We start from the raw sequence: 21,842 nt of genomic DNA, 5'->3' as shown, positions 1-21,842 counted from the left end.
AACAGGTCTTCCCGTGCGAGGCTTGAAGGCATTTTGGTAACCGGTGTCAATGTCTATCTTCCACCGGTTTGCGGGGAATTCGGGCCGACCTTTTACGGAACCGCCCACAAGGGCGGCCCTGATGCCGGACACGGAGCCGGACAAGGCGCCGCACACGGGAGACCGCCCACGCACTCCCGAATATAGGGTGCGTGGTGCGCTCATGCCCGTCAGGCCTGCCTTACTCGTGCCACGTCACGCCGTCGCGCTCGGCGAGGGCGATGGCGGCGGAGGGGCCCCAGCTTCCGGCGGTGTAGGTCTTCGGCTCCTGCGCCTGTTCCTCCCACTCCGCGCGGATCGCGTCGATCCACTCCCACTGCGCTTCCACTTCGTCACGGCGAACGAACAGCGTCTGCTCGCCCTCGATCAGGTCCAGCAGCAGGCGCTCGTAAGCGATGCGACGCTGCGGGCCGGCGAAAGCGTCGGGCATCGAGATGTCGAGCGGGATCGAGCGCAGGCCGAAGCCGTTGCGATCGAGACCCGGCACCTTGGCCATCAGCGAAAGGGTGATGTTCTCGCTCGGCTGGATGCCGATGACGAGGCGGTTGGGCACCGTGCGCGCGCCGCGACCGTGGAAGATCGAGTGCGGCACATCGCGGAACTGCACGACGATCTCGGTCGTGCGCTTGGGCAGGCGCTTGCCGGTGCGCAAGTAGAAGGGCACGCCCTGCCAGCGCCAGTTATCGATATGCGCCTTGATCGCGACGAAGGTCTCGGTGTTCGAATCCTTGCCGAGTTCGTCGTCGTAGCCGGGCACGGCCTGGCCGCCGATGGCGCCCGCGCGGTACTGGCCGGTGACGGTCTCGTTCACCGCGACCTTGCGCAGGGAGCGCAGGATCTTGACCTTCTCGTCGCGCACGCTGGTGGCGTCGTAGCTGACCGGCGGCTCCATCGCGACGAGCGCGAGCAGCTGGAGCATGTGGTTCTGCACCATGTCGCGCAGCGCGCCGGAGTCGTCATAGTAGGCCACGCGCGATTCAAGGCCGACGGTCTCGGCCACGGTGATCTGCACGTGATCGATATGCGCGGCATTCCACAGCGGCTCGAACATCAGGTTGGCGAAGCGCAGCGCCAGCAGGTTCTGGACGGTTTCCTTGCCCAGATAGTGATCGATGCGGAAGATCCGGTCTTCGGGGAAGGCCCGGGCGACGGCGTCGTTGATGATCTTGCTGGAGGCAAGGTCCACGCCGAGCGGCTTTTCCAGCCCGATGCGCACATTGTCACCCGCCAGACCGCTGGCCTGAAGGCCGCGAATGGTCGGCTCGAACAGGCTGGGCGCGGTGGAGAGGAAGATCGAGAGGCCGTCCTGCGGCTGGCCGACTTTGGCCGCCAGCGCGTTGAAGCCGTCCATCTGGTTGGCGTCCAGCGTCTGGTAGGACAGCCGGTTGAGGAACCGCGCCATGCCGCCGCGCCGGTCGGCAGGCAGGAACTGCTCCACCGATTGCCGCGCGAAGTTGCGGAATTCCTGATCGTCGTGATCCGAACGGGCCGTGCCGATGATCTCGATCTTCGGGTCCAGCAGACCCTCCGCATCAAGGGCACAGAGCGAGGGAAGCAGCATGCGGCGCGAAAGATCGCCCGTGGCGCCGAACAGGAGCAGACGGTCTGACGTGAATTGGGCCGAAATGGAATTGGTCACTGAGCGCGGTCCACCTTCTGAAGGTTGTTCACCTTTACGGTCATTTCCGCCGGAGACCGGCGGGCTCCTCCTCCCGCATTCCAGCTATGCGCACCGTGTCGAAAAGGGGTCGGCCATGTGATTGCGTCGATCCTGGGATTGAGGTCAGGATGTCACGATCGGGGTGTCAGGCAGGACGTCTGTTCTTCGCGGTTGCAGCATAGCATGGACTGCGTGCGAAGTGCTAGGCGAGAGCGGGCGAAACCTCAACCTCGTTTGCACGGATTGAACACGACAACAGTGTGCATACCTTATCGGGGGCCGTTTCGGACGCAATTTTCCGCAAGTTCGTTGCCGGTGCGTCTTTGTCCTGTCTTTGGACGCGGGCATGGAAGTGGGTCAGCGATAATGAAGGCGAAATTCATGGCCGGTGACGGCGTCCAGCTCCTCGAACATCTCCAGACCCCGGCAATGATGGTCTCGCGCGGGCAAGTCCGCTTCGCCAACAGCGCGGCCAAGGCCCTGCTGGGCGCGCATATCGTCGGGCAGGACGTGCGCATCGCCATTCGCGAACCGCGCGCGGTGGCCGCGATCCTCAGCGAGGGCGGCGGCATTGCCCGCGTTACCGGGCTTTCGACCGGCGGCAGCGTCTGGGAAGTCGATTGCCGCGCGGTTTCTCCCACCGACCGGCTGGTGAGCCTCTACGATCTGTCGGAGCGGGTCAGCGTCGCCAAGTCGCATGCCGATTTCGTCGCCAATGCCAGCCATGAACTGCGCACGCCGCTGGCCAACGTGCTCGGCTATGTCGAGACGCTGATGAACCCCAAGGCGGGCGGCGACGAGGCCCTGCGCAACCGCTTCCTCGACACCATCCGGCATGAGGCGCACCGCATGCAGGCGCTGATCCTGGACCTCATGAGCCTCTCGCGGATCGAGGCGGTGAAGCATGAAGTGCCCTCCGACCGCATCGAGATGGTGGCGCTGGCGCAGGAAATGGCGGGCGAATCGAAGCCGGGATCGAATGTCATGGTCCACGCCAATTGCGAAACCGCCGTGGTCACGGGCGACCGGGGGCAACTGGCGCAAGTTCTGCGCAACCTGATCGACAACTCGCTCAAGTACGGCACGCAGGGCGGCAAGGTCGATGTCGCGCTGGAGGCCACCAGCACCGGCTGGGTGCTCGTGACCGTAACCGACGAGGGCGAGGGCATCTCGCCGGAGCACCTGCCGCGCGTGACCGAGCGCTTCTACCGCGCCGACGCCAGCCGCAGCCGCGCCGTGGGCGGCACCGGGCTGGGCCTCTCGATCGTCAAGCATATCGTCGAGCGCCATCGCGGCCGCTTCGACATCGACAGCCGCCCTGGTCAGGGCACTGTCGCCTCGCTCATGCTGCCGCTTCGGCGCGAGGAAAACGCGGGCTGATTTCCGCGCGGCGGCCACGGGGCCGCCGCGTTTGCCTGTCCGGGCGCCGGGTCAGGCGCTGCCATGCACATTCCGTCCTTCATTCTGGCCTTTGCGGCACTCGTTTCACCGAAACGGGGCTTGTGGGGGTATGGGCGAACTCATGCCTGTCATGTGACAGTGATTTATCCATTCGGGCGTTTCAGAAATTTCCAAAGGCACCGGTTTTGCCGGCTGTCCTCCCCTGTCATCAAGCCAGTGTCATTGAACTGTAATCTCTTCGTCATACGAGCGTCGGGAAAGTGCAATTCAAGGTTCACGAAAGGATGCCGCAGGTGCAGAAAAGCGGGACAATTTCTACGCTTGCGATAGCTGTCGCGATGGGCTGGGCGATTCCTTCGCCCGCTCACGCGCAGGATTCAGCCGAAATCCAGCGTGAGCTTGCCGCCATGCGGGCGCAGATGAAGGCGATGGAAGGCCGGATCGAAACGCTCGAAGGCCAGCTCGGCGCCGCCAATGCGCGCGCCGATGCCGCCACGCAGGCGGCCCGCAATGCAGAGCAGAGCGCGGCCGAATCGGCCAGCGTGGCCGCCGCCGCAAAGGAAACCGCCGCCAAGGCCGCCAGCGCCACGCCGCCCGCGCCGGCAGGAAATCCGTCATCGAGCCAGTCGCCGATCCAGGTCGTCTGGAAGGGCGCGCCGGAATTCCGCAGCGACAACGGCTGGAGCTTCAAGCCGCGCGGCCGTCTTCAGGTCGATGTCGGGGCGGTCAACGCGCCTTCGGGGCTGGACCCGGCCGCGAGCAACCATCTGGGCGTCAGCACCGAACTGCGCCGCGCCTATCTCGGCTTCGACGGCACGATGCCGGGCGGCTTCGGCTACCGCTTCGAGGTCGATCTCGCCAATTCCAGCGTCGTCATCAATGACATGTACCTGACCTACAAGGCGGGCAAGAACGTCACCTTGGCGCTCGGCAACCAGAAGCCCAACACCGGGCTGGAGGACATGACCTCGGACCTGTTCACCAGTTTCATGGAACGGGCCAGCTTCGTCGGCGCCTTCGGCTTCGAGCGCCGGGTGGGCCTCAATGCCCAGTACCTCGGCAAGACCGTGCTGGTGCAGGGCGGCGTGTTCAGCGACGATCCCAATTCGCTCAACAACGATTACGACAAGTCCTGGAGCATGGACGGCCGCGTCGTGGCGATGCCGCAAGTTGCGGGCGGCACGCTCCACCTGGGCGGTTCGGTCCACTGGCGCACGCTCAACGATTCGATTCCTTCGGTGACGTACCAGAGCCGTCCGTTCATCCACACCACCGACTTGCGGCTGCTCAGCGCCCCGGTCAGCGATGCGCGCAACGAACTCGGCCTCGGGCTCGAAGCCGCGTGGATCAAGGGCCGGTTCCATGCGACGAGCGAAACCTACTGGCAGAAAGTGCGCCGCGTCGGCTTTGCCGATCCCACCTTCAACGGCGGTTACGCGGAAGTCGGCTATATGCTCACGCATGACGACACCCCCTACAAGGCCGGTGTCTTCGAGCGGATCCGTCCGCATGACGGCTTCGACAAGGGCGGACTGGGCGCCGTGCAGCTCAATGTCCGGTACGACTGGCTGAACCTGAACGACGCCGGGATCGTTGGCGGCCGCGAACAGACCGCCGGGATCTCGGCGCTGTGGATCCCGACCGACTATGTGCGCTTCATCCTCAATTACGGTCATATCTGGGTGAAGGATTCGCCCGTGCTCGTGAACGGGACGGACAGCGACTACGGGGTCGATTCGTTCGGCATGCGCGCCCAGTTCGATTTCTGAGCTTCCTTCGGGGCGGGCGCGTTCGGCGTGCCGCCCCCTCGGGGGCCATCGCAATCGCCGGACAGCCGTTCCACCGGCCGTATTTATTCTGACAGACCCCGGGAAAAACGCCCGGTTTTCCAGCAATTTCGTCGAGCCGAGAACAATGTCACTTTTTTGTCATGGAAGTGTCATTGTAGCCCAATAGTGGGCAAGCCACACTTGAAGCCCAAGGGGTGACATCATGCGTTCCACTAAGACCTTCCTCATCGTTGCGGCCTCCGCCATGGCTCTTGCCGGTTGCGGCGGTTCGGGCGGCTCCTCGTCCGGCTCGCGCGACTTCGTGCGCGCGGTCGGTTCCTCGACCGTCTATCCCTTCGCCACGGCGGTTGCTGAGCAGTTCGCCAAGGCCGGCGGCAAGTCGCCGGTCATCGAATCGACCGGCACGGGCGCGGGCATGAAGCTGTTCTGCGCCGGCGTCGGCGCCCAGCACCCCGATATCGAAAACGCCTCGCGCCGGATGAAGAAGTCCGAATATGACGAGTGCCAGAAGAACGGCGTGACCGACATCGTCGAAGTCCAGGTCGGCATCGACGGCATCGCCTTCGCCGAATCGCAGAACGGCCCGGGCATGAAGCTCACGCCCACGGACATCTACAAGGCGCTGGCCGCCAATCCGTTCGGCAAGCCCAACACCGCCAAGACCTGGAAGGACGTGAACCCGTCGCTCCCGAACGAGCCGATCCTCGTCTACGGTCCGCCCTCGACTTCGGGCACGCGTGACGCGCTGAAGGAACTGATCCTTGAAGCCGGCTGCAAGACCGATCCCGCGATGGTCGCGCTCAAGGACACCGACAAGGACAAGTTCGAGGCGGCCTGCCACGACATCCGCGAGGATGGTCCCTATGTCGACGCCGGTGAGAACGACAACCTGATCGTCCAGAAGATCTCGCAGAATCCCAAGGCGATCGGCATCTTCGGCTACTCGTTCCTGGAAGAGAACGCCAAGACCATCCGCGGCATCCCGATGTCGGGCATCGAGCCGACCTACGACACGATCGCGAACTTCACCTATCCGGGTGCGCGTCCGCTGTTCATCTACATCAAGAAGCAGCACCTCGCCCCGATCAAGGGCCTTCAGGGCTACATCACCGAGTGGACCAAGGCCTGGGGTCCGGACGGCTACCTGAAGCCGAAGGGCATGGTGATCTCGCCCGAGGACGTGCGCACGAAGAGCGCGGCCATCGTCGCCAACATGACCCCGCTCAACCCCGCGGACCTCAAGTAATCCCGCACGACAGGAAAGGCGCCGGAACGGCCTCATGATACTCACTGGAGTGCTTCTGGCCGTTCTCGGCCTCGGTCTCGTCGGCTGGTTTGCCGCACGGGGCCGGGCCCGGCTGCTTCACACAGGGCGCGGCTCGCTGCAATCGATGCCGGTTTACCACGGCTGGCACGTGCTGCTGTGGATTCTCGTTCCGGCGCTGATCGCCTGGGGCGCGTGGATGGCGATCATGCCGGGCCTCGTCGATGGCGCGGTCATGGCCGATCCTGCCGCCGCGCAGCTCCCGGCCGATTCGATGAGCCGCGCCTCCATTCTCGCGGAAGCCAAGGCACTGGCCGACAATCCGGGGCAGGCGGCGTTCAACCCGCTGTCGCAGTCCCTGTCCGAACCGGTCCGCGCCGCACACCAGCGCTTCGGCCTGATCGGCGCGGTGCTGGTGCTGATCGTCGCCTTCGCGGGCGGCGGCTGGGCTTTCACCAAGGTCCGCGCCAATTTCCCGGCGCGCAGCCGGGTCGAGCGCGCGGTCATGGTGGTGCTGCTGCTGGCCTCGCTGATGGCGATCCTGACGACGTTCGGCATCGTCGGCTCGCTGGTGTTCGAGGCCGGGCTGTTCTTCAAGGACGTCTCGCCGATCACGTTCCTCACCGGCACCCACTGGGCGCCCGGCAATGCGCGCGGCGCCAACCTTCAGGACAGCTTCGGCGCGGTGCCGCTGTTCTGGGGCACGATCTATATCGGTGCGATCATCGCGATGATCGTTGCCATCCCGCTCGGCCTGATGAGCGCGATCTATCTCACGCAATATGCCACGTCCAACGTGCGCAAGTGGCTGAAGCCGATGCTGGAGATCCTCGCGGGCATCCCGACGGTGGTCTATGGCTACTTCGCCGCGCTCACCGTGGCGCCGATCTTCCGCGATTTCGCCGCCGCGATCGGCATGGCCAACCCCTCGACCGAGAGTGCGCTGGCCGCCGGTGTGGTGATGGGCGTGATGATCATTCCCTTCGTCTCCTCGATGGCGGACGACGCGCTTGCCGCCGTGCCCCGCGCGATGAGCGACGGTTCGCTGGCGCTGGGCGCCACCAAGTCGGAAACGATCAAGAAAGTGCTGCTGCCCGCCGCACTGCCCGGCATCGTCGCTGGCGTGATGCTGGCAATCAGCCGCGCCATCGGCGAGACCATGATCGTGGTCATGGCCGCGGGTGCCGCCGCCAATCTTTCGCTGAACCCCTTCGCCTCGATGACCACGGTCACCTATCAGATCGTCCAGATGCTGACCGGCGATCAGGAGTTCAACAGCCCCAAGACGCTCTCCGCCTTCGCGCTGGGTCTGGTGCTGTTCATCGTTACCCTCGTCCTCAACATCATTGCCCTCAGGGTCGTGAAGCGCTTCCGGGAAGCTTATGAGTAACGCACGCTGGCAAACGCCGGAGGCCGCGCGGCGCATTGCCCGCCGCAACGCCGCCGAACGCCGCTTCAAGCTGATCGGCCTTGGCGCGATCGCCCTCAGCCTTGCCTTCCTGGCGCTGCTGCTGGTCATCATGCTCAAGAACGGCCTCAGCGGGCTGAGCTGGACCTTCCTTACCGGCTCGGATTCCACCGACCCCAGCGTCGCCGGTGTCTGGGGCGCGACCAAGGGCTCGCTGCTGACGATGCTCGTCACGCTGCTGCTCTCGTTCCCGATGGGCGTGCTGGCCGCCGTTTATCTGGAGGAGTTCGCCCCGCGCGCCCGCTGGATCGAGTGGATCGAGGTGTCGATCAACAACCTTGCCGCCGTGCCGTCGATCATCTTCGGTCTGCTTGGTCTTGCGGTGTTCATCAACACGATCGGCATGCCGCGCAGTTCGCCGCTGGTCGGCGGGTTGACGCTGGCGCTGATGACGATGCCGGTCATCGTCATTTCCGGCCGCAATGCCATCAAGGCGGTGCCGCCCTCGATCCGCGACGCCGCGCTGGCGGTGGGCGCCAGCAAGGTGCAGACGGTGTTCCACCATGTCCTGCCGCTGGCGCTGCCGGGTATCCTTACCGGCACCATCATCGGCATGGCCCGCGCGCTGGGCGAGACCGCGCCGCTGCTGATGATCGGCATGCGCGCCTTCGTCGTCACCCCGCCGGGCGGGATCACCGATCCGGCCAGCGTGCTGCCGATGCAGATCTTCCTGTGGTCCGACGAGATCAATTCCGGTTTCATCCGGAACACTTCCGCGGCCATCATCGTCCTGCTGGTCTTCCTGCTGGCGATGAACGGCCTGGCTATTTACCTTCGAAACAAGTTCGAAGTTCGCTGGTAGGGACATGACCGAAACCAAACTCACCGCCCGCAACGTCGACGTCTATTACGGGGCCAAGAAGGCCATCAATGACGTTTCGATCGCTATCGACAACGGCATCGTCACCGCTTTCATCGGCCCGTCGGGCTGCGGCAAGTCGACCTTCCTGCGCTCGCTCAACCGCATGAACGACACCATCGCCGACGCCCGCGTCACCGGCGAGATCCTGCTCGACGGCGAGGATATCTACGCGCCGACGATGGACCCGGTGGCCCTGCGCGCCCGCGTCGGCATGGTGTTCCAGAAGCCGAACCCGTTCCCGAAGTCGATCTACGAGAACGTCGCTTACGGCCCGCGCATCCACGGACTTGCCCCGTCGAAGGCGGACATGGACGGGATCGTCGAAAGCTCGCTCGCCAAGGCGGGCCTGTGGGATGAAGTGAAGGACCGCCTGCAAGAACCCGGCACCGCGCTGTCGGGCGGCCAGCAGCAGCGCCTGTGCATCGCCCGCGCCATTGCCGTCAGCCCCGAAGTGATCCTGATGGACGAGCCGTGCTCCGCGCTCGACCCGATCGCCACCGCGCGTATCGAGGAACTGATCGATGAGCTGAAGGACACTTACGCCATCGTCATCGTCACCCACTCGATGCAGCAGGCGGCCCGCGTTTCGCAGCGCACGGCGTTCTTCCACCTCGGCAACCTGGTGGAATACGGGGACACGAGTCAGATCTTCACCACCCCGCGTGAAGAGAAGACCAAGGACTACATCACCGGTCGCTACGGCTGACGGCGAAGACAGGGAACAGGACAAGATCCATGGTTGACCACACCGTAAAGGCCTTCGACAGCGAGATCGGGCAGCTTCGCGGCCTCGTTGCCGAAATGGGCGGCCTCGCCGAAGTCGCGATCCGCGATGCGATCATCGCGCTGACCCAGCATGACGAGGATCTGGCCGCGCAAGTCGTCGCCGCCGACGCCCGCCTCGATGCGCTGGAAGCCGAAGTGGACCGTCTTGCCGTGCGCACGATCGCCTTGCGCGCGCCGATGGCAGACGATCTGCGCGACGTGATCGCCGCGCTCAAGATCTCCGGCGTGATCGAGCGCATCGGCGACTATGCCAAGAACATCGCCAAGCGCGTCAACGCCGTCGAAGGACGCGGCAAGATCGAGCCGATCTCGCTGGTGCCGATGATGGCGGAGATTGCCGAAAGCATGGTCCGCGACGTGCTCAACGCCTACGGTTCGCGCGATGCCGCGCTGGCGCAGGAAGTGATCCGCCGCGATGCCAAGCTGGACCAGTTCTACAACACGCTGTTCCGCTCGCTGCTGACCCACATGATGGAAAACCCGGCAACGATCACCAGCGCCGCGCAATTGCTGTTCATCGCCCGCAACCTTGAGCGCATCGGCGACCATGCCACTAACGTGGCCGAGATGGTCTATTACGCCGCCACCGGCGAATACTATGCCGAGCGCGAGAGCCAGACCGACGATACGAGGGACCTGCCGTGAACCCATCCGTACTGGTGGTCGAGGACGACCGCGCGCTTTGCGAACTGCTCACCTGGAACCTCAGCGCCGAAGGCTATCAGGTGCGCAGCACCGGCGATGGCGAGGAAGCGCTGCTGATGGTGCAGGAACAGCACCCTGACGCGATCATCCTCGACTGGATGATCGAGCACGTGCCCGGCATCGAAGTCTGCCGCCAGCTCCGCAAGGACAAGGAAACTGCGCAGATCCCGATCCTTATGCTCACCGCGCGCGGTGAGGAAGAGGACATGATCCGCGGCTTCAAGACCGGCGCGGACGATTATGTGACCAAGCCGTTTTCCCCGCGCGAACTGCTTGCCCGTATCGAGGCGCTGCTGCGCCGCGCACGACCGTCACTGGCGGGCAGCGTGCTCCAGTGGGGCGATATCGAACTTGATGTCACCAGCCACCGCGTTCGCCGCGGCGGCGAGGCGCTGCACCTTGGTCCTACCGAGTTCCGCCTGCTGCGCTATTTCATGGAACGCCCGAACCGCGTCGTCTCTCGCCAGCAGATCCTCGACGGCGTCTGGGGCATGGACTCGGACATCGACGAGCGCACGGTGGACGTTCACATCCGCCGCCTGCGCAAGGCGATCAACCGCGCCAACGACACCGACCCGATCCGCACCGTCCGTGCGGCGGGCTATGCGATGGACGTGACCTGAAACGACATGGCCGGCCGCCTCACCCAGAGAGGCGGCCTCAGCGGCCTTCCAGCCGGATATGCGCCCGGGCCGTGACATTCGCGGTGGACGCCGTCACTTCCACATAAGACAGGTTCCGCCGCGCCGCGAAGGCCAGCGCTCCCGTGCAAGCATTGCCGGCAAGCTGGGGAGGCACCTTGAGCGCCTCGTACCGGCCATTCGTGAAGAAGGCCCGCGCGCCGCTGAACCGGACCGGGCTCTGGCCGGTGCAGAGACGGACCGCCCAGAGCCTTGGATAGCCGCGCGCGCGGATGACCGTGCGGGACGAGCCGGTGCGGGTGATATCGGCGCCGCCAAGCTCGCGCCATGCGTTCGCGCGGGTTCCCACTACGCTCTGCACCCGGCGTTGCCCGAGGTTGCCGTTGTCGGCGGACAGCGTGAGGCAGGCGCCTTGATGGTTCGGCCGTTCGCACAGTTCCCAGGTGCCGCCGCGTACCCGCGCCGAACCGACCGTCCACTTGAGGCCGAGATTCGGCTTGTCCTGCCGGATGCTGACGGCCGGGCCGCTGAAATTGCGATCCCGGTAGATGATGATCTCACCCACTGGCGGAGGGGCGGGGGGATGCTGAACTTGCGCCGGATGCGGCGGGGCCGGTTGCCCTTGGGCGGCAGCGGAGATGAGCAGCAAGGACGGCACGAGAAAGAAAAGTCTGTCAGCGCGCATGCGAACCTCCAAGGTACCCCAGCCTCTTCCTTTTCAATGCAATCGAGGTTTTCTTCAAGTGCTTAGGCGGGGTACCCAATTGGCAGGTAGGTAGGGCCGATTTCGTTTCCGGACCGAGAGGTTTAAAGGGAGCGGGGCCCCGCCTTCGCGGCGGCGAGGCTGATGGCGGGCCGGGATATCGGGCGCGGCAGCTATGCCCCTGAAGCGGCGCGGTCATTCGACTGCGAATTCATTCGGGCATGAGCCGTCAGTCTTGCACACCCGTCGTCCCCGCGAAGGCGGGGGCCCCGCTTCTTGGCAACCTCTCGGCCCCGCACCTACCTGGTGGGCCCTGGATCAGTCGTCCCGCTTCAGCGCCTTGAGCGCGGCGAAAGGTCCGCTGTCCTCGGGCGTGCCGATCCCGGCCGCCTTGCGCGCGGCGTCGGCATCGGGGCCGGTGAGGAACGGATCGATGGCGAGCGCGAGGCTCTGCGCCACGGCTTCGCCAAGGTCGATATGCGAGCCGGCATATTCGATCTCGTCGCAATCGCTGGCGTCGAGTTCGATTTCCTCGTCAGGGGTGTGGCCGTTCGCCTCAGGGACGAAGCGGAAGAACAACGGCTCGTTTACCGAGACGTTCAGATCCTCGGCCGAGACCGCGCAGGACTGGATGAATTCGGCGCGGATAGTGCCGCGCGCCTCAACCTTGCGATCCTTGCGGGTGAGTTCGAGATCGGCCGAAAGACTGTCGATCCGGACAAGGCCGAAACGCTGCGACAGCGCGTCGCGCTCGGCTTCGCTCGCTTCGAGGTGGGCGTCCTTGCCTTCGGCCTGTCGGATATCGAGACGGCGGGAGAATTCGGGGGTGAATTCGGCGGGAGTGGGGTGGTGTTCGCTCATCTTGGGATCCTTGCGGCAAGCAGGTCTTCGGCCGAAAGCGCGTCGATCCCGGCGGCAAGCGCCTTGATCGGAGCCACCAGCACGGCAGCATCGGCGCCCTCGCGCAGGGTTACATTGCGTTCCAGCACTTGGGCCAGTGCGGCATCGCCTTCGGGAAACGCTTCGCGCAGCGCACCGATTCGGCCGCCGAGCGCGCTCATCAGCTTGCCCATGTGCTTGCCGACCACCAGATCGCCCACGCCGGACTGGCGAAGCTGTCCGTCCATGTCGCTGACGAACAGCTCGGTCAGGCGCGCGGCGGGATCGATCAGGTCGTCGTCCCGCTCCATGCGCAGGATGACGATCGCCAGCACCAGCGTCACCGCGTCAAAACGGCCGCCGACGGAATCGGCCACGCCATATTCCGCATACCACGGTTTTTCGCGGGCAATCTCGACCACGCGGTGCCACAGCGGGCGAACGGCATCGCGGCGCACTTGCGTTGCATCGGGGCGTTTGCCGATCAGGCGGGAGAGCAGCGTCACTATATTCGGGCCTTTCCTCGCGCCCCTCGTCGCCCGCTTGTGCTTGCAGGCATCGTTCATGGGCAATTCAATCAAGCTGCCCCAACGCCCATTGCGCGACAAGCCGCTGGGCCCTAAGGCTCGGTACCGTTATTTCGGGTCGATATATGGCTCTCGCACCGGCAGGCAATGGCCGGAGCGGACCGGCCCCGTGAATTGGAGTGGGAAAATGCGCGGTTCTGGTCACGGCTCTCGCCGTAAAGCCAAGGCGGCAGGTGTCGTTCTGGCGCTTGCGGCGCTGACGGGGGGCTGCACGTCCATCAGGGACCATCGCGGTTACCTGATCGACCAGACGCTGCTCGATTCGGTCTCTCCGGGGATCGACAACCGGCAGTCTGTGGAAAAAACCCTTGGCCGCCCGACTTTCGTGAGCCAGTTCGGCGAGAAGGACTACTATTACGTCTCGCAACTGGTGAAGACGCCGCCGTTCGGCCGTCCGCGCACCGCGCAGGAAACGATCCTGCGCGTCCGCTTCGATGCGGCGGGCAATGTCCTCGGCGTCGACAAGGCCGGTATGGAAGACGTGGCGCGGATCAGCCCCGATGGCGACAAGACGCCCACGCTCGGCCGTCATCGCGGCCTGCTCGAAGATCTGTTCGGCAATATCGGCACGGTCGGTGCCGCCGGCATGGGCGGCCCGCAGCAGCCCCAGGGCCCGGGCCCGAACGGCAGCTGATTCCGTAGCGGTCCTTTATGGGGATCGACTTGAAATGCCCGCGGGGTCGCACGGCGATTCCGCGGGCATTTTCGTTTGCGGACAGCGCCCGACCGCTTGAACGCGGGGCGCGCCACCATATATCCGCCCCCATGGACAATAGCGGGGCGAGCCACGGCCTGATCCAGTGGCACGGAACAACCATCATCGGCGTGAAAAAGGGCGGCAAGACCGTCATTGCCGGTGACGGACAGGTCTCCATGGGCAACACGGTCATGAAGCCCAATGCGCGCAAGGTGCGCCGCATCGGCGAGGGTGGCAGCGTCATCGCCGGTTTCGCAGGCGCCACGGCCGACGCCTTCACGCTTTTCGAGCGGCTGGAGCGCAAGCTTGAACAGCATCGCGGCCAACTGATGCGCGCCGCCGTCGAACTAGCGAAGGACTGGCGGACCGACAAGTTCCTGCGCAATCTCGAAGCCCTGATGATCGTCGCCGACGAGGAGACCCTGCTGGTCCTCACCGGCAATGGCGATGTGCTGGAGCCTGAGGGCGGGATCACCGCGATCGGCTCGGGCGGCAACTATGCGCTGGCCGCCGCGCGCGCGCTGGACGAATACGAGGAGGACGCCGAGCGGATCGCCCGCCGCGCCATGGCCGTCGCCGCCGATATCTGCGTCTTCACCAACGACCGTGTCACGGTCGAGACCATCTGAGTTTTCGGGACATCATGAAAGACAACCTGACCCCCAAGGCCATCGTCCGCGCGCTCGACGAGCATATCGTCGGCCAGAGCGAGGCCAAGAAGGCCGTCGCCGTTGCATTGCGCAACCGTTGGCGCCGCCAGCGCCTGTCGCTTGAACTGCGCGACGAGGTGACGCCCAAGAACATCCTCATGATCGGCCCGACGGGCTGCGGCAAGACCGAGATCAGCCGCCGCCTTGCCAAGCTGGCCGATGCGCCTTTCGTGAAGGTGGAAGCCACCAAGTTCACCGAAGTCGGCTACGTCGGCCGCGACGTGGAGCAGATCGCGCGCGACCTCGTTGAGGAAGCGATCCGGCTGGAGAAGGAACGCCGCCGTGATTCGGTGCGCGAGGCGGCCAGTAAGGCAGCGATGGAGCGCCTGCTCAATGCGCTTGTTGGCGAAAATGCCTCGGAAGCGACGCGCGCCTCGTTCCACCAGCGCATCACCGAAAACGCGATGAACGAGACCGAAGTCGAGATCGAGGTAGAGGATACGCCCTCGGCGCCGATGGAGATCCCCGGCATGGGCGGATCGGTCGGCATGATCAATCTGTCGGATATCATGGGCAAGGCCTTCGGCGGCCAGAAGCTCACGCGTCGCAAGATGAAAGTGCCCGACGCCTGGGACAAGCTGGTCGACGAAGAGTCGGAAAAGCGCATGGATCAGGACGATGTCGCCCGCACCGCGCTGGCGAATGCAGAGACCAACGGCATCGTCTTCCTCGACGAGATCGACAAGATCGCCGTCTCGGACGTGCGCGGCGGCTCGGTAAGCCGCGAAGGCGTGCAGCGCGACCTGCTGCCGCTGATCGAGGGCACGACCGTGGCCACCAAGTACGGGCCGATGAAGACCGACCACGTGCTCTTCATCGCCTCGGGCGCGTTCCACGTTGCCAAGCCGAGTGACATGCTGCCCGAACTTCAGGGCCGCCTGCCGATCCGGGTCGAGCTGAAGGCGCTGACCGAGAAGGACTTCGTGCGCATCCTTTCGGAAACGCGCGCGAATCTGGTCACGCAGTACAAGGCGCTGCTCGCCACCGAGGAAGTTGCGGTGGAGATCACGCCGGGCGCGGTCAGCGAGATCGCCCGCATCGCCGCGCTGGTGAACGAGAGCGTCGAGAACATCGGCGCCCGCCGTCTCCAGACGGTGATGGAAAAGCTGCTTGAGGAACTCAGCTTCGAGGCAGAGGACCGCAAGGGCGAGACCGTGACGATCGACGAGGCCTATGTGCGCGACAGGCTGGAAGGCCTGGCGGGCAACGCGGATCTTTCGAAGTATATCCTGTAAGCGGAAGCTTCGGCGGCAGACAAAGGGCGCGGGGGAAACTCCGCGCCCTTTTTTGTTCCTTGAATGTTCCCTACGATCGGTTAGCTTCGCTTTAGATAGGGAGAATCGTCATGAAGCTCGAAGGTGGATGCCAGTGCGGCGACGTGCGCTACCGCGTCGAGGGTGAACCGCTCCACGCCGCGTTCTGCCACTGCGGAGACTGCCGCAAGTCCGCCGGTGCGCCGGTGGTGGCATGGGCTGCGTTCAAGTCGTCGGACTTCGAAGCCCTGCGCGGCGAGGTGGCGGTGTACAACTCCAGCGGCTCGGCCATGCGGCATTTCTGCCCGCGCTGCGGCACGGGGCTGTGGTACACGAACGAGGCATATCTTCCGGGTCTGGTCGACATCCAGATCGCTACGCTCGACGATCCGGAGGCGCTGCCGCCTGGCGCGCATATTCAGGTGGCGGAGCGCATTTCGTGGATGACGGATACGACCGGCGTTCCGGAATTCGAGCGTTATCCGGGTGGGTGACAGTTGCTGTCGGTCTAGGTCGCTCTGGATTGCCGCGGGCCTTCGGCCCTCGCAATGACGAAAGGGAGGGTGGACGACGCTCTGTCGTTAGTCAGCGGGCGATATCGTCGAACAGATCCCGCCATTGGGGGTTCATGGCTTCGATCAGAGCGAGTTTCTTTCGGCGCGATCCCGCTTTGAGCTGCTTCTCGCGCGTGATGGCGTGTTCCATTGTCGAATGCACTTCGAACGCGACGAGCAGTTTGCAGGCGTAGCGCTTGGTGAAGCCGTCGATCAGGCCTTCGCGATGTTCCCATGCCCGCTTTGGCAAGTCTGATGTGACGCCGACATAAATCGTGCCGTTGCGGCTGTTCGCCATGATGTAGACGGCAGGCTGGAAGTCGCGCCTCATAAGCCATGGATTGCGTCGTCGTACCGTTTGCCGCAATGACGAGCGGGATTACAATTTCGTCAGAACTGCCTTTCCTTCCATCACTTCGTCATTGCGAGGGCCGAAGGCCCGCGGCAATCCAGAGTGATCCGCCGCAAGGCCTGCCGCGCATCAAGAGAGGACCCGAAACCGCATGTACCAGACGCCCGAAGACCGCCCGATCTACCGCCTGCTCACCGGAGCGGATGACCGCGCCTTTTGCGAGCGCGTGTCCGAGGCGTTGGAGCAGGGCTGGCGGCTCTACGGCTCGCCCTCGCTTTCGTGGGATACGGCCGAAAACTGCATGAAGGCAGCGCAGGCTGTGGTCTGGCACGAGGCTGATGTGGTGAAGTGAGAAAGCGCGCCGTGGATCAGCGGTCCACGGTGCCTTCGGGCAGCAGCGGGGCCAGTCGCTCGATGATCAGGCGTCCCTCGGCCTCATCGATGCTCTGCCCCATGCGGATGGTGGACGCGCCGTAGTCGAACGATATGCATCCCGCGCGTCGGGACAACAGCGGACCGCCCAGTCCTCGATTGAAATTGAAGGCGAATGGCATCCCGCGATTGATCCTCATGTGGCGCAACTGGCTGATTGGATAGGCGCGTTCCCGGCTGAAGCCGAACATCCGCCAGTCATGGACAAGACGCCCGGAATCCACGCGGATCACTTCCGAGCCGGTGAATTGCCAGAGGATCGAACCGGCTTCGAAGATCCAGCCCAAGGCCCAGAAAATGAGCCAGACCACAAGGAAGGGCTCAGGGGAAACAAGCAGCGAGGTGATCGCCGCGATGCCGCCGGACGTCCACAGCGTCAGCCAGAAACACAGGAACACCAGCCCAAACCAGAACTTGCGTGCCGGTATCCGGATTTCCGGCTGGCGAACCCCGCCTTCGATGATGAAGCGGGCGGGGCGAAGAGGAGCTTCCTTTACGGCCATGCCGCTGGAGAAGAGCGGTTGATCCGACTGCATCGGATCAACCGCTCTAAACTTTTGGTTTGTCGCATTTTCCGAGTCATCAGGTGGTCCGACCTGATTAGAAAATGCTCCAGGTCAGCTCCCCGGCAGAAGCGAATTAAATCAATTCCCTCACGCCGATCACTCGGCCGCTTCGATCATCGCCTCCGCTTCGGCGGCCTGACGCGCCCACATTTCGGCGTAGAGCCCGTCGAGCCGCAGCAATTGCGCATGGGTACCGCTCTCGGCCAGTTGCCCGTCGTTCAGCACGAGAATCCGGTCCGCATCGGCAATCGTCGACAGGCGGTGGGCGATGGACAGGCTGGTGCGGTTTTCCGACACGCGGTGGAGCGTCGCAAGGATGTCCTGCTCCGTCCGAGTGTCGAGCGCCGAGGTGGCTTCGTCCAGCAGCAGGATCGGCGGGTTCTTCACGAGGGTACGCGCGATGGCCACGCGCTGCTTCTCGCCGCCCGAGAGCTTGAGGCCGCGCTCGCCGACTTCAGTGTCGTAGCCCTGCGGCAGGCGGTCGATCAGCCCCAACAGCGCAGCGCCGCGCGCGGCATTCTCGACATCTTCCTGCGTCGCATCGTCGCGGCCATAGGCGATGTTGTAGCCGATGGTGTCGTTGAACAGTACCGAATCCTGCGGAACGATGCCGATGGCGGCGCGCAGGCTGGCCTGCGAGACTTCGGCGATGTCCTGCCCGTCGATCAGGATGCGGCCCTGCTGCGGATCGTAGAAACGGAACAGCAGCCGCGCGATGGTCGACTTGCCCGCGCCGGAGGGGCCGACGATGGCGAAGTTCTGTCCGGCGGGCACGTCGAACGACAGGCCCTTGAGGATGCCGCGATCGGGCTCGTAGCCAAACACGACGTTTTCGAACGTGATCGAGGGGCGATGGATCACCAGTGCCGGGGCGCCGGGCTTGTCCGAAACTTCCTGCGGCTCGTCGAGCAGGCGGAACATCTCCGCCATGTCGATCAGGCCCTGCCGGATCGTGCGATAGACCATGCCGAGCATGTCGAGCGGGCGGAACAGCTGGGTCAGGTAGGTCTGCACGAAGACGAGTTCGCCAGCGGTCGCCTGTCCTCGGTACCATTGCCAGACCGTATAGGCGAGGGCGCCTGCCATCAGCAGGTTCACCACCACGCCCTGTGCGATGTTGAGCAGGCCAAGCGAGTTCTCGCTCTTCACCGCCGCCTCGGCATAAGCGCGGGTGGCCTGCGCATAGCGGGCTTCCTCGCGGTGCTCCGCCGAGAAATACTTCACCGTCTCGTAATTGAGCAGGGAATCCACCGCGCGGGCGAGCGCTTGCCCGTCCAGCCGGTTCATCTGTTCGCGCAGCTTGGTGCGCCATTCGGTAATCGTGCGCGTCACCCAGATATAGGCCGCGATGGCGACTGCGGTGGCGATGACGAGGCCGGGCCCGAAATTCACGTAGAAGATCACTGCGACGGCCACGAGTTGCAGAATGGTGGGCGCGATGTTGAACAGCATGAAGTAGAGCATCGTATCGATGCTCTTGGTTCCGCGTTCGATGGTCTTGGTCACTTCGCCGGTGCGGCGGGCGAGGTGGAAGCGCAGCGACAGGCGGTGGAGCTGGGCGAAGACGTTCTCCGCCAGTTCGCGTGTCGCGTCCTGCCCCACGCGCTCGAACACGATGTTGCGCACGTTGTCGAAGATCGCCTGCAACAGGCGCCCGGCCGAATAGCCGAGCACGGTCAGCATCGCCAGTTGCACCAGCTTCGGGCCGGTCGCGCCCATGAGGTCGACCGCCCATTTCATCAGATAGGGCAGGGCGAGCTGCGTCGCGGTGGACAGCAGGATGAACAGGCAGGCCCAGACGATCCGCCAGCGCAACGCCGGATTCCCGACAGGCCAGAGGTACGGCATGAAGCGCAAGAGGGTGCGCCAGCCATCATGGCGGGCGGCGGGGGAGTTAACGGAAGTGTCTGGCGGCATCCGCGCTATTTAGTGCGAAGGTCGCGGGAGGCAATCTTTCTCAGGAAATCGTCAGGTCGTTCGACGTTGGCCGGCAGGTCGAACAGGACCTTGCGGGTCGAGAAATCGATGGCAATGCGCTTGAACACGCGCAATTCGCGCATGCCGAGGAAGATCGCCGGCCGTCGCTCAAGCCCCAGTTCCTTGAATGCCGGCGAATCGGCGAAGGCGATCGACACGTTGGTCAGCGAAAGATCCTCGATCTTGAGCCGGTGGGCGATCACCAGTTCGGCGGCCAGCTCTTCTCCGGTCACGCTGGAAAGGCGGACGGTGCCCACCAATTGCTTGCTCATGGCCTTCTGCAAGGCAAGGTTGCCCACCGCGCTGGTCGCTCCGGTGTCGATGACGACATCGGCGCGGATGCCGTCGATCATGGCATTGGTCATGATGAGGCGGCCCAGGCGCTTGCGGGCGTGGACGACGATCTCATAGCCGTTGTTCTGCGTCTCCTGGGCCGGGGCGATCGCGATGGTGCCCTGATCGAAGTCCAGGGTGACGCGCTGGCCTTGCAGGCTGTCAGTACCGACGATGCCGTCCGCGCCGATGTTCTGCCCTTCCAGCAGCGGGACGGTCAGGTCATGGAAGGCACGGTTGCCGATGGCGAAGGTTTCCAACCGCGCGGTGGCTACGTCGCTGGAGCCTGCCATGCCCACCACCGTCACTGCCGGACCCAACGTGAGCCCAAGAGTAGTGGCCAGCGCGCTCGAAACCACGGTTTGCTGCGATCCGGTGTCGATCATGAAGTGGTAGGGCCCTTGCCCCTGCACCGCGACGGCCACGGTCATTCGCTCATCGCGATCGGTTCCGGTCCGGAGAGTCTGGCCAGTTGAATCGTCGTCGTCCGCCATTGTCCCGGGAACTTCGGGCACGGGCGTTACAGGTGAGGACGCGGCGCCTGAGATCGCCGGTGTGGCGACCAAAAGCGTCAGCGCAAGTGCGCCGCCAATCATGTCATCCTCCCCGCGAAGCTTGAGCTTCGTCGGATTGTTGTCGGGTAGCGATGATATCACGAGTCGGGCGAATTCACCACGTTTTGCCGTCGCTTGAAGGCGGGAATTCGGGACATGACCGGATGGATGAGATGGAGCGCCATTCCGGCCAGGTCGGCGCGCGCGGGATGGCGCAGGAGAGCGATCGCCAGAACCCAGGCAATCCCGCCCAGCGCGCCGCTCGCGACCAGCCCGGTGAAGCCAAGCGTGGCCGGGCTTCGCCAGAACGTGACCGCCCAAAGCGCGGGCAGGGCGGTCACCAATGCAACACTCAGACTGGCCGCATACGTGCGCAGTATCGCTCGCCAACTGAAGCCGACCAGCCTTTGCATCCAACCGGCGTAGATGCACAGCCAGCCAAGGCCATAGACGATGCGCGAGGCCGCCGCCGCTTCCACCCCGATGGCCGCGCCGGCCATCAGCGTGCCCACCGAAAGCGCGGTATCGGCAAGGTTGAACCAGAACAGGCGGCGCAAGTGCCCAAGCAGGATCGGCAGATCCATGTGCAGGGGCAGGGCAACGAAACAGCACTCGGCAATGGCGACATAGGCCAGCAGCGGCGCGGCGCCCGCCCAGCCGGGGCCATAGAGCAGCAGGATCACCGGCTGGGACAGCACGGCCAGCAGGGCCATGGCCGGCCAGACGATGGCGCCATGCGCGGCCACCACCCGCTCGTAGTAAGGGCCCAGTTCGCGCCCTTCGTCACGCAGCCGCGCGAACGTGGGATAGTAGATCGAGCCGACCGCGCCGGCGACGAGGTAATGGAGCTGCGATGCCAGCGCCACGCCTCGGCTGAACAGCCCGGTCGCGGCCATGCCCTGTAAGCGGCCGACGATGAGGTCCGGCGTGCGCATCCCGATCCCGCCCGAAAGGTAGAGCAGCGCGCTGCCCGAGCCGAACGAGATGATTTCCTTCAGGCGCGCGGGATTGCGGCCCAGCCCGGGCCGGGTCGGCCGCAGGATCTGCGCCATGACCGCGCGGACGGCTGCCTGCGCGATCATCGCCCAAGCCAGCGATTCCGCCGAAAAGCCAAGTGCGGCAAGCGTCAGCGCGCAGCCGCTGCTGGCGAACGCACCGGACGCGTTGACGAGAAACGTCCCCCGAAAGTCGAGCCGGCGTGACAGCAAGGCCACCGGCACCACACTCCACGGATTGAGCAGGTACGACGCGGCAATCAGCGCGAGAATGGGGAACAGTCGCGGCTCGCCATAGAAGCGTGCAACCGGCCATGCGAGCGCAAGGATCAGCGCGGCCAGCAGGAACGAGAAGGCCACTGCAATCACGGTGCAATGTCGGACCGTCTCGTCGTCGGCGGTCGGATGGCGGCCGAGATAGCGCGTCAGGCCGAAATCCTGGATCACCGAAAGGATCATCGCCGTCGCCAGTGCGACGGAAAACATGCCGATTTCTTCGGGTTTCAGGAAAAACCGGGAGACCAGAACCGAAGTGATGAACTGAAGTGCGAACTGCGAATACTGGCTCGCGGCGGCCCATAACGCTGCCGATTTCACGCTTCCGCTGCCACGTCCGCTTTCGGGCCCGGATGAG

General features: G+C 64.7%; 22 protein-coding genes (1 of these 22 only partly in view). 13 read left to right on the top strand and 9 right to left on the bottom strand.

Annotated features, from left to right (window positions below):
- Nucleotides 1–220: 220 nt before the first annotated feature.
- The gene (gene zwf / locus AC1VVK_RS07385) at nt 221–1,600 is read right to left on the bottom strand and encodes a glucose-6-phosphate dehydrogenase (RefSeq protein WP_243652710.1); all 1,380 of its coding nucleotides are present in this window, start codon (nt 1,598–1,600) and stop codon (nt 221–223) included.
- 465 nt (nt 1,601–2,065) lie between these two features.
- Here zwf and AC1VVK_RS07380 point away from each other — a divergent pair, with 465 nt between their 5' ends.
- The 8 genes from AC1VVK_RS07380 to phoB all read left to right on the top strand — a co-directional run bounded on the left by AC1VVK_RS07380 (nt 2,066) and on the right by phoB (nt 10,598).
- Entirely contained in the window at nt 2,066–3,079 is a 1,014-nt protein-coding gene (locus AC1VVK_RS07380; RefSeq protein WP_482904954.1) for a sensor histidine kinase, read from the top strand.
- Nucleotides 3,080–3,438: 359 nt separating this feature from the next.
- Nucleotides 3,439–4,869, top strand: coding sequence for an OprO/OprP family phosphate-selective porin (locus AC1VVK_RS07375; protein WP_243652700.1), 1,431 nt, complete (start codon nt 3,439–3,441; stop codon nt 4,867–4,869).
- A 223-nt stretch (nt 4,870–5,092) separates the two neighbouring features.
- A complete protein-coding gene (locus tag AC1VVK_RS07370) occupies nt 5,093–6,136 on the top strand; it encodes a substrate-binding domain-containing protein (RefSeq protein ID WP_132390502.1) in 1,044 nt (347 codons plus the stop codon).
- 34 nt (nt 6,137–6,170) lie between these two features.
- Nucleotides 6,171–7,544: a phosphate ABC transporter permease subunit PstC gene (pstC, locus tag AC1VVK_RS07365; RefSeq protein ID WP_482904953.1), complete on the top strand. Its 1,374-nt coding sequence runs from the start codon at nt 6,171–6,173 to the stop codon at nt 7,542–7,544.
- Complete coding sequence (pstA, locus tag AC1VVK_RS07360) at nt 7,537–8,424, top strand: phosphate ABC transporter permease PstA (protein ID WP_132390506.1); 888 nt, start codon at nt 7,537–7,539, stop codon at nt 8,422–8,424. The genes pstC and pstA overlap by 8 nt, the downstream gene beginning before the upstream one ends.
- A gap of 4 nt (nt 8,425–8,428) precedes the next feature.
- Entirely contained in the window at nt 8,429–9,190 is a 762-nt protein-coding gene (gene pstB / locus AC1VVK_RS07355; RefSeq protein WP_132390508.1) for a phosphate ABC transporter ATP-binding protein PstB, read from the top strand.
- A 29-nt stretch (nt 9,191–9,219) separates the two neighbouring features.
- Nucleotides 9,220–9,915 carry a phosphate signaling complex protein PhoU gene (gene phoU / locus AC1VVK_RS07350; RefSeq protein WP_132390510.1) on the top strand — a complete coding sequence of 232 codons (696 nt, stop codon included), beginning with the start codon at nt 9,220–9,222 and terminating at the stop codon, nt 9,913–9,915.
- Nucleotides 9,912–10,598: a phosphate regulon transcriptional regulator PhoB gene (gene phoB / locus AC1VVK_RS07345; RefSeq protein WP_482904952.1), complete on the top strand. Its 687-nt coding sequence runs from the start codon at nt 9,912–9,914 to the stop codon at nt 10,596–10,598. The genes phoU and phoB overlap by 4 nt, the downstream gene beginning before the upstream one ends.
- A gap of 37 nt (nt 10,599–10,635) precedes the next feature.
- Here the strand turns inward: phoB and AC1VVK_RS07340 are convergent, their stop codons facing one another.
- The 3 genes from AC1VVK_RS07340 to AC1VVK_RS07330 all read right to left on the bottom strand — a co-directional run bounded on the left by AC1VVK_RS07340 (nt 10,636) and on the right by AC1VVK_RS07330 (nt 12,704).
- Nucleotides 10,636–11,301 (bottom strand): beta/gamma crystallin-related protein, encoded by a 666-nt coding sequence (locus AC1VVK_RS07340; RefSeq protein WP_482904951.1) that lies wholly within the window; start codon nt 11,299–11,301, stop codon nt 10,636–10,638.
- A 336-nt stretch (nt 11,302–11,637) separates the two neighbouring features.
- Nucleotides 11,638–12,180: a YceD family protein gene (locus AC1VVK_RS07335; protein ID WP_132390516.1), complete on the bottom strand. Its 543-nt coding sequence runs from the start codon at nt 12,178–12,180 to the stop codon at nt 11,638–11,640.
- A complete protein-coding gene (locus tag AC1VVK_RS07330; RefSeq protein ID WP_482904950.1) occupies nt 12,177–12,704 on the bottom strand; it encodes a ubiquinol-cytochrome C chaperone family protein in 528 nt (175 codons plus the stop codon). Before AC1VVK_RS07330 ends, AC1VVK_RS07335 begins: the two co-directional genes overlap by 4 nt.
- 208 nt (nt 12,705–12,912) lie before the next feature.
- Between AC1VVK_RS07330 and AC1VVK_RS07325 the strand changes: the two genes are divergently transcribed.
- The 4 genes from AC1VVK_RS07325 (at nt 12,913) to AC1VVK_RS07310 (ending at nt 15,939) form a co-directional block, all read left to right on the top strand.
- Nucleotides 12,913–13,419: an outer membrane protein assembly factor BamE gene (locus AC1VVK_RS07325; protein WP_482904949.1), complete on the top strand. Its 507-nt coding sequence runs from the start codon at nt 12,913–12,915 to the stop codon at nt 13,417–13,419.
- Between the two features lie 131 nt (nt 13,420–13,550).
- Nucleotides 13,551–14,111, top strand: coding sequence for an ATP-dependent protease subunit HslV (gene hslV / locus AC1VVK_RS07320; protein WP_132390522.1), 561 nt, complete (start codon nt 13,551–13,553; stop codon nt 14,109–14,111).
- Nucleotides 14,112–14,125: 14 nt separating this feature from the next.
- On the top strand, nt 14,126–15,427 hold the full coding sequence (gene hslU, locus AC1VVK_RS07315; protein ID WP_482904948.1) for an ATP-dependent protease ATPase subunit HslU: 1,302 nt from the start codon (nt 14,126–14,128) through the stop codon (nt 15,425–15,427).
- A gap of 110 nt (nt 15,428–15,537) precedes the next feature.
- Nucleotides 15,538–15,939 (top strand): GFA family protein, encoded by a 402-nt coding sequence (locus AC1VVK_RS07310; RefSeq protein WP_482904947.1) that lies wholly within the window; start codon nt 15,538–15,540, stop codon nt 15,937–15,939.
- Between the two features lie 91 nt (nt 15,940–16,030).
- Here AC1VVK_RS07310 and AC1VVK_RS07305 read toward each other — a convergent pair whose 3' ends face one another.
- Nucleotides 16,031–16,330, bottom strand: coding sequence for a GIY-YIG nuclease family protein (locus tag AC1VVK_RS07305; RefSeq protein ID WP_482904946.1), 300 nt, complete (start codon nt 16,328–16,330; stop codon nt 16,031–16,033).
- A gap of 172 nt (nt 16,331–16,502) precedes the next feature.
- On the opposite strand from AC1VVK_RS07305, the gene AC1VVK_RS07300 reads away from it, so the two are divergent.
- On the top strand, nt 16,503–16,703 hold the full coding sequence (locus tag AC1VVK_RS07300) for a DUF1737 domain-containing protein (RefSeq protein ID WP_482904945.1): 201 nt from the start codon (nt 16,503–16,505) through the stop codon (nt 16,701–16,703).
- Nucleotides 16,704–16,719: 16 nt separating this feature from the next.
- On the opposite strand, the gene AC1VVK_RS07295 is transcribed toward AC1VVK_RS07300, so the two are convergent.
- The 4 genes from AC1VVK_RS07295 to AC1VVK_RS07280 form a co-directional block, all read right to left on the bottom strand.
- Nucleotides 16,720–17,319 carry a hypothetical protein gene (locus AC1VVK_RS07295; RefSeq protein ID WP_482904944.1) on the bottom strand — a complete coding sequence of 200 codons (600 nt, stop codon included), beginning with the start codon at nt 17,317–17,319 and terminating at the stop codon, nt 16,720–16,722.
- A 126-nt stretch (nt 17,320–17,445) separates the two neighbouring features.
- Complete coding sequence (locus AC1VVK_RS07290) at nt 17,446–19,266, bottom strand: ABCB family ABC transporter ATP-binding protein/permease (protein WP_482904943.1); 1,821 nt, start codon at nt 19,264–19,266, stop codon at nt 17,446–17,448.
- 5 nt (nt 19,267–19,271) lie between these two features.
- A complete protein-coding gene (locus AC1VVK_RS07285) occupies nt 19,272–20,255 on the bottom strand; it encodes an aspartyl protease family protein (protein WP_482904942.1) in 984 nt (327 codons plus the stop codon).
- Nucleotides 20,256–20,311: 56 nt separating this feature from the next.
- Nucleotides 20,312–21,842 carry the 3' portion of an oligosaccharide flippase family protein gene (locus AC1VVK_RS07280; RefSeq protein ID WP_482904941.1) on the bottom strand. Its footprint extends 20 nt past the window's final position, so the window shows 1,531 of its 1,551 coding nt (coding positions 21–1,551); its start codon lies off the right edge, out of view; it ends in the stop codon at nt 20,312–20,314.

Source organism: Novosphingobium sp. BL-S-32 (assembly GCF_056857055.1).
This window is presented reverse-complemented; position numbering and strand designations above follow the sequence as displayed.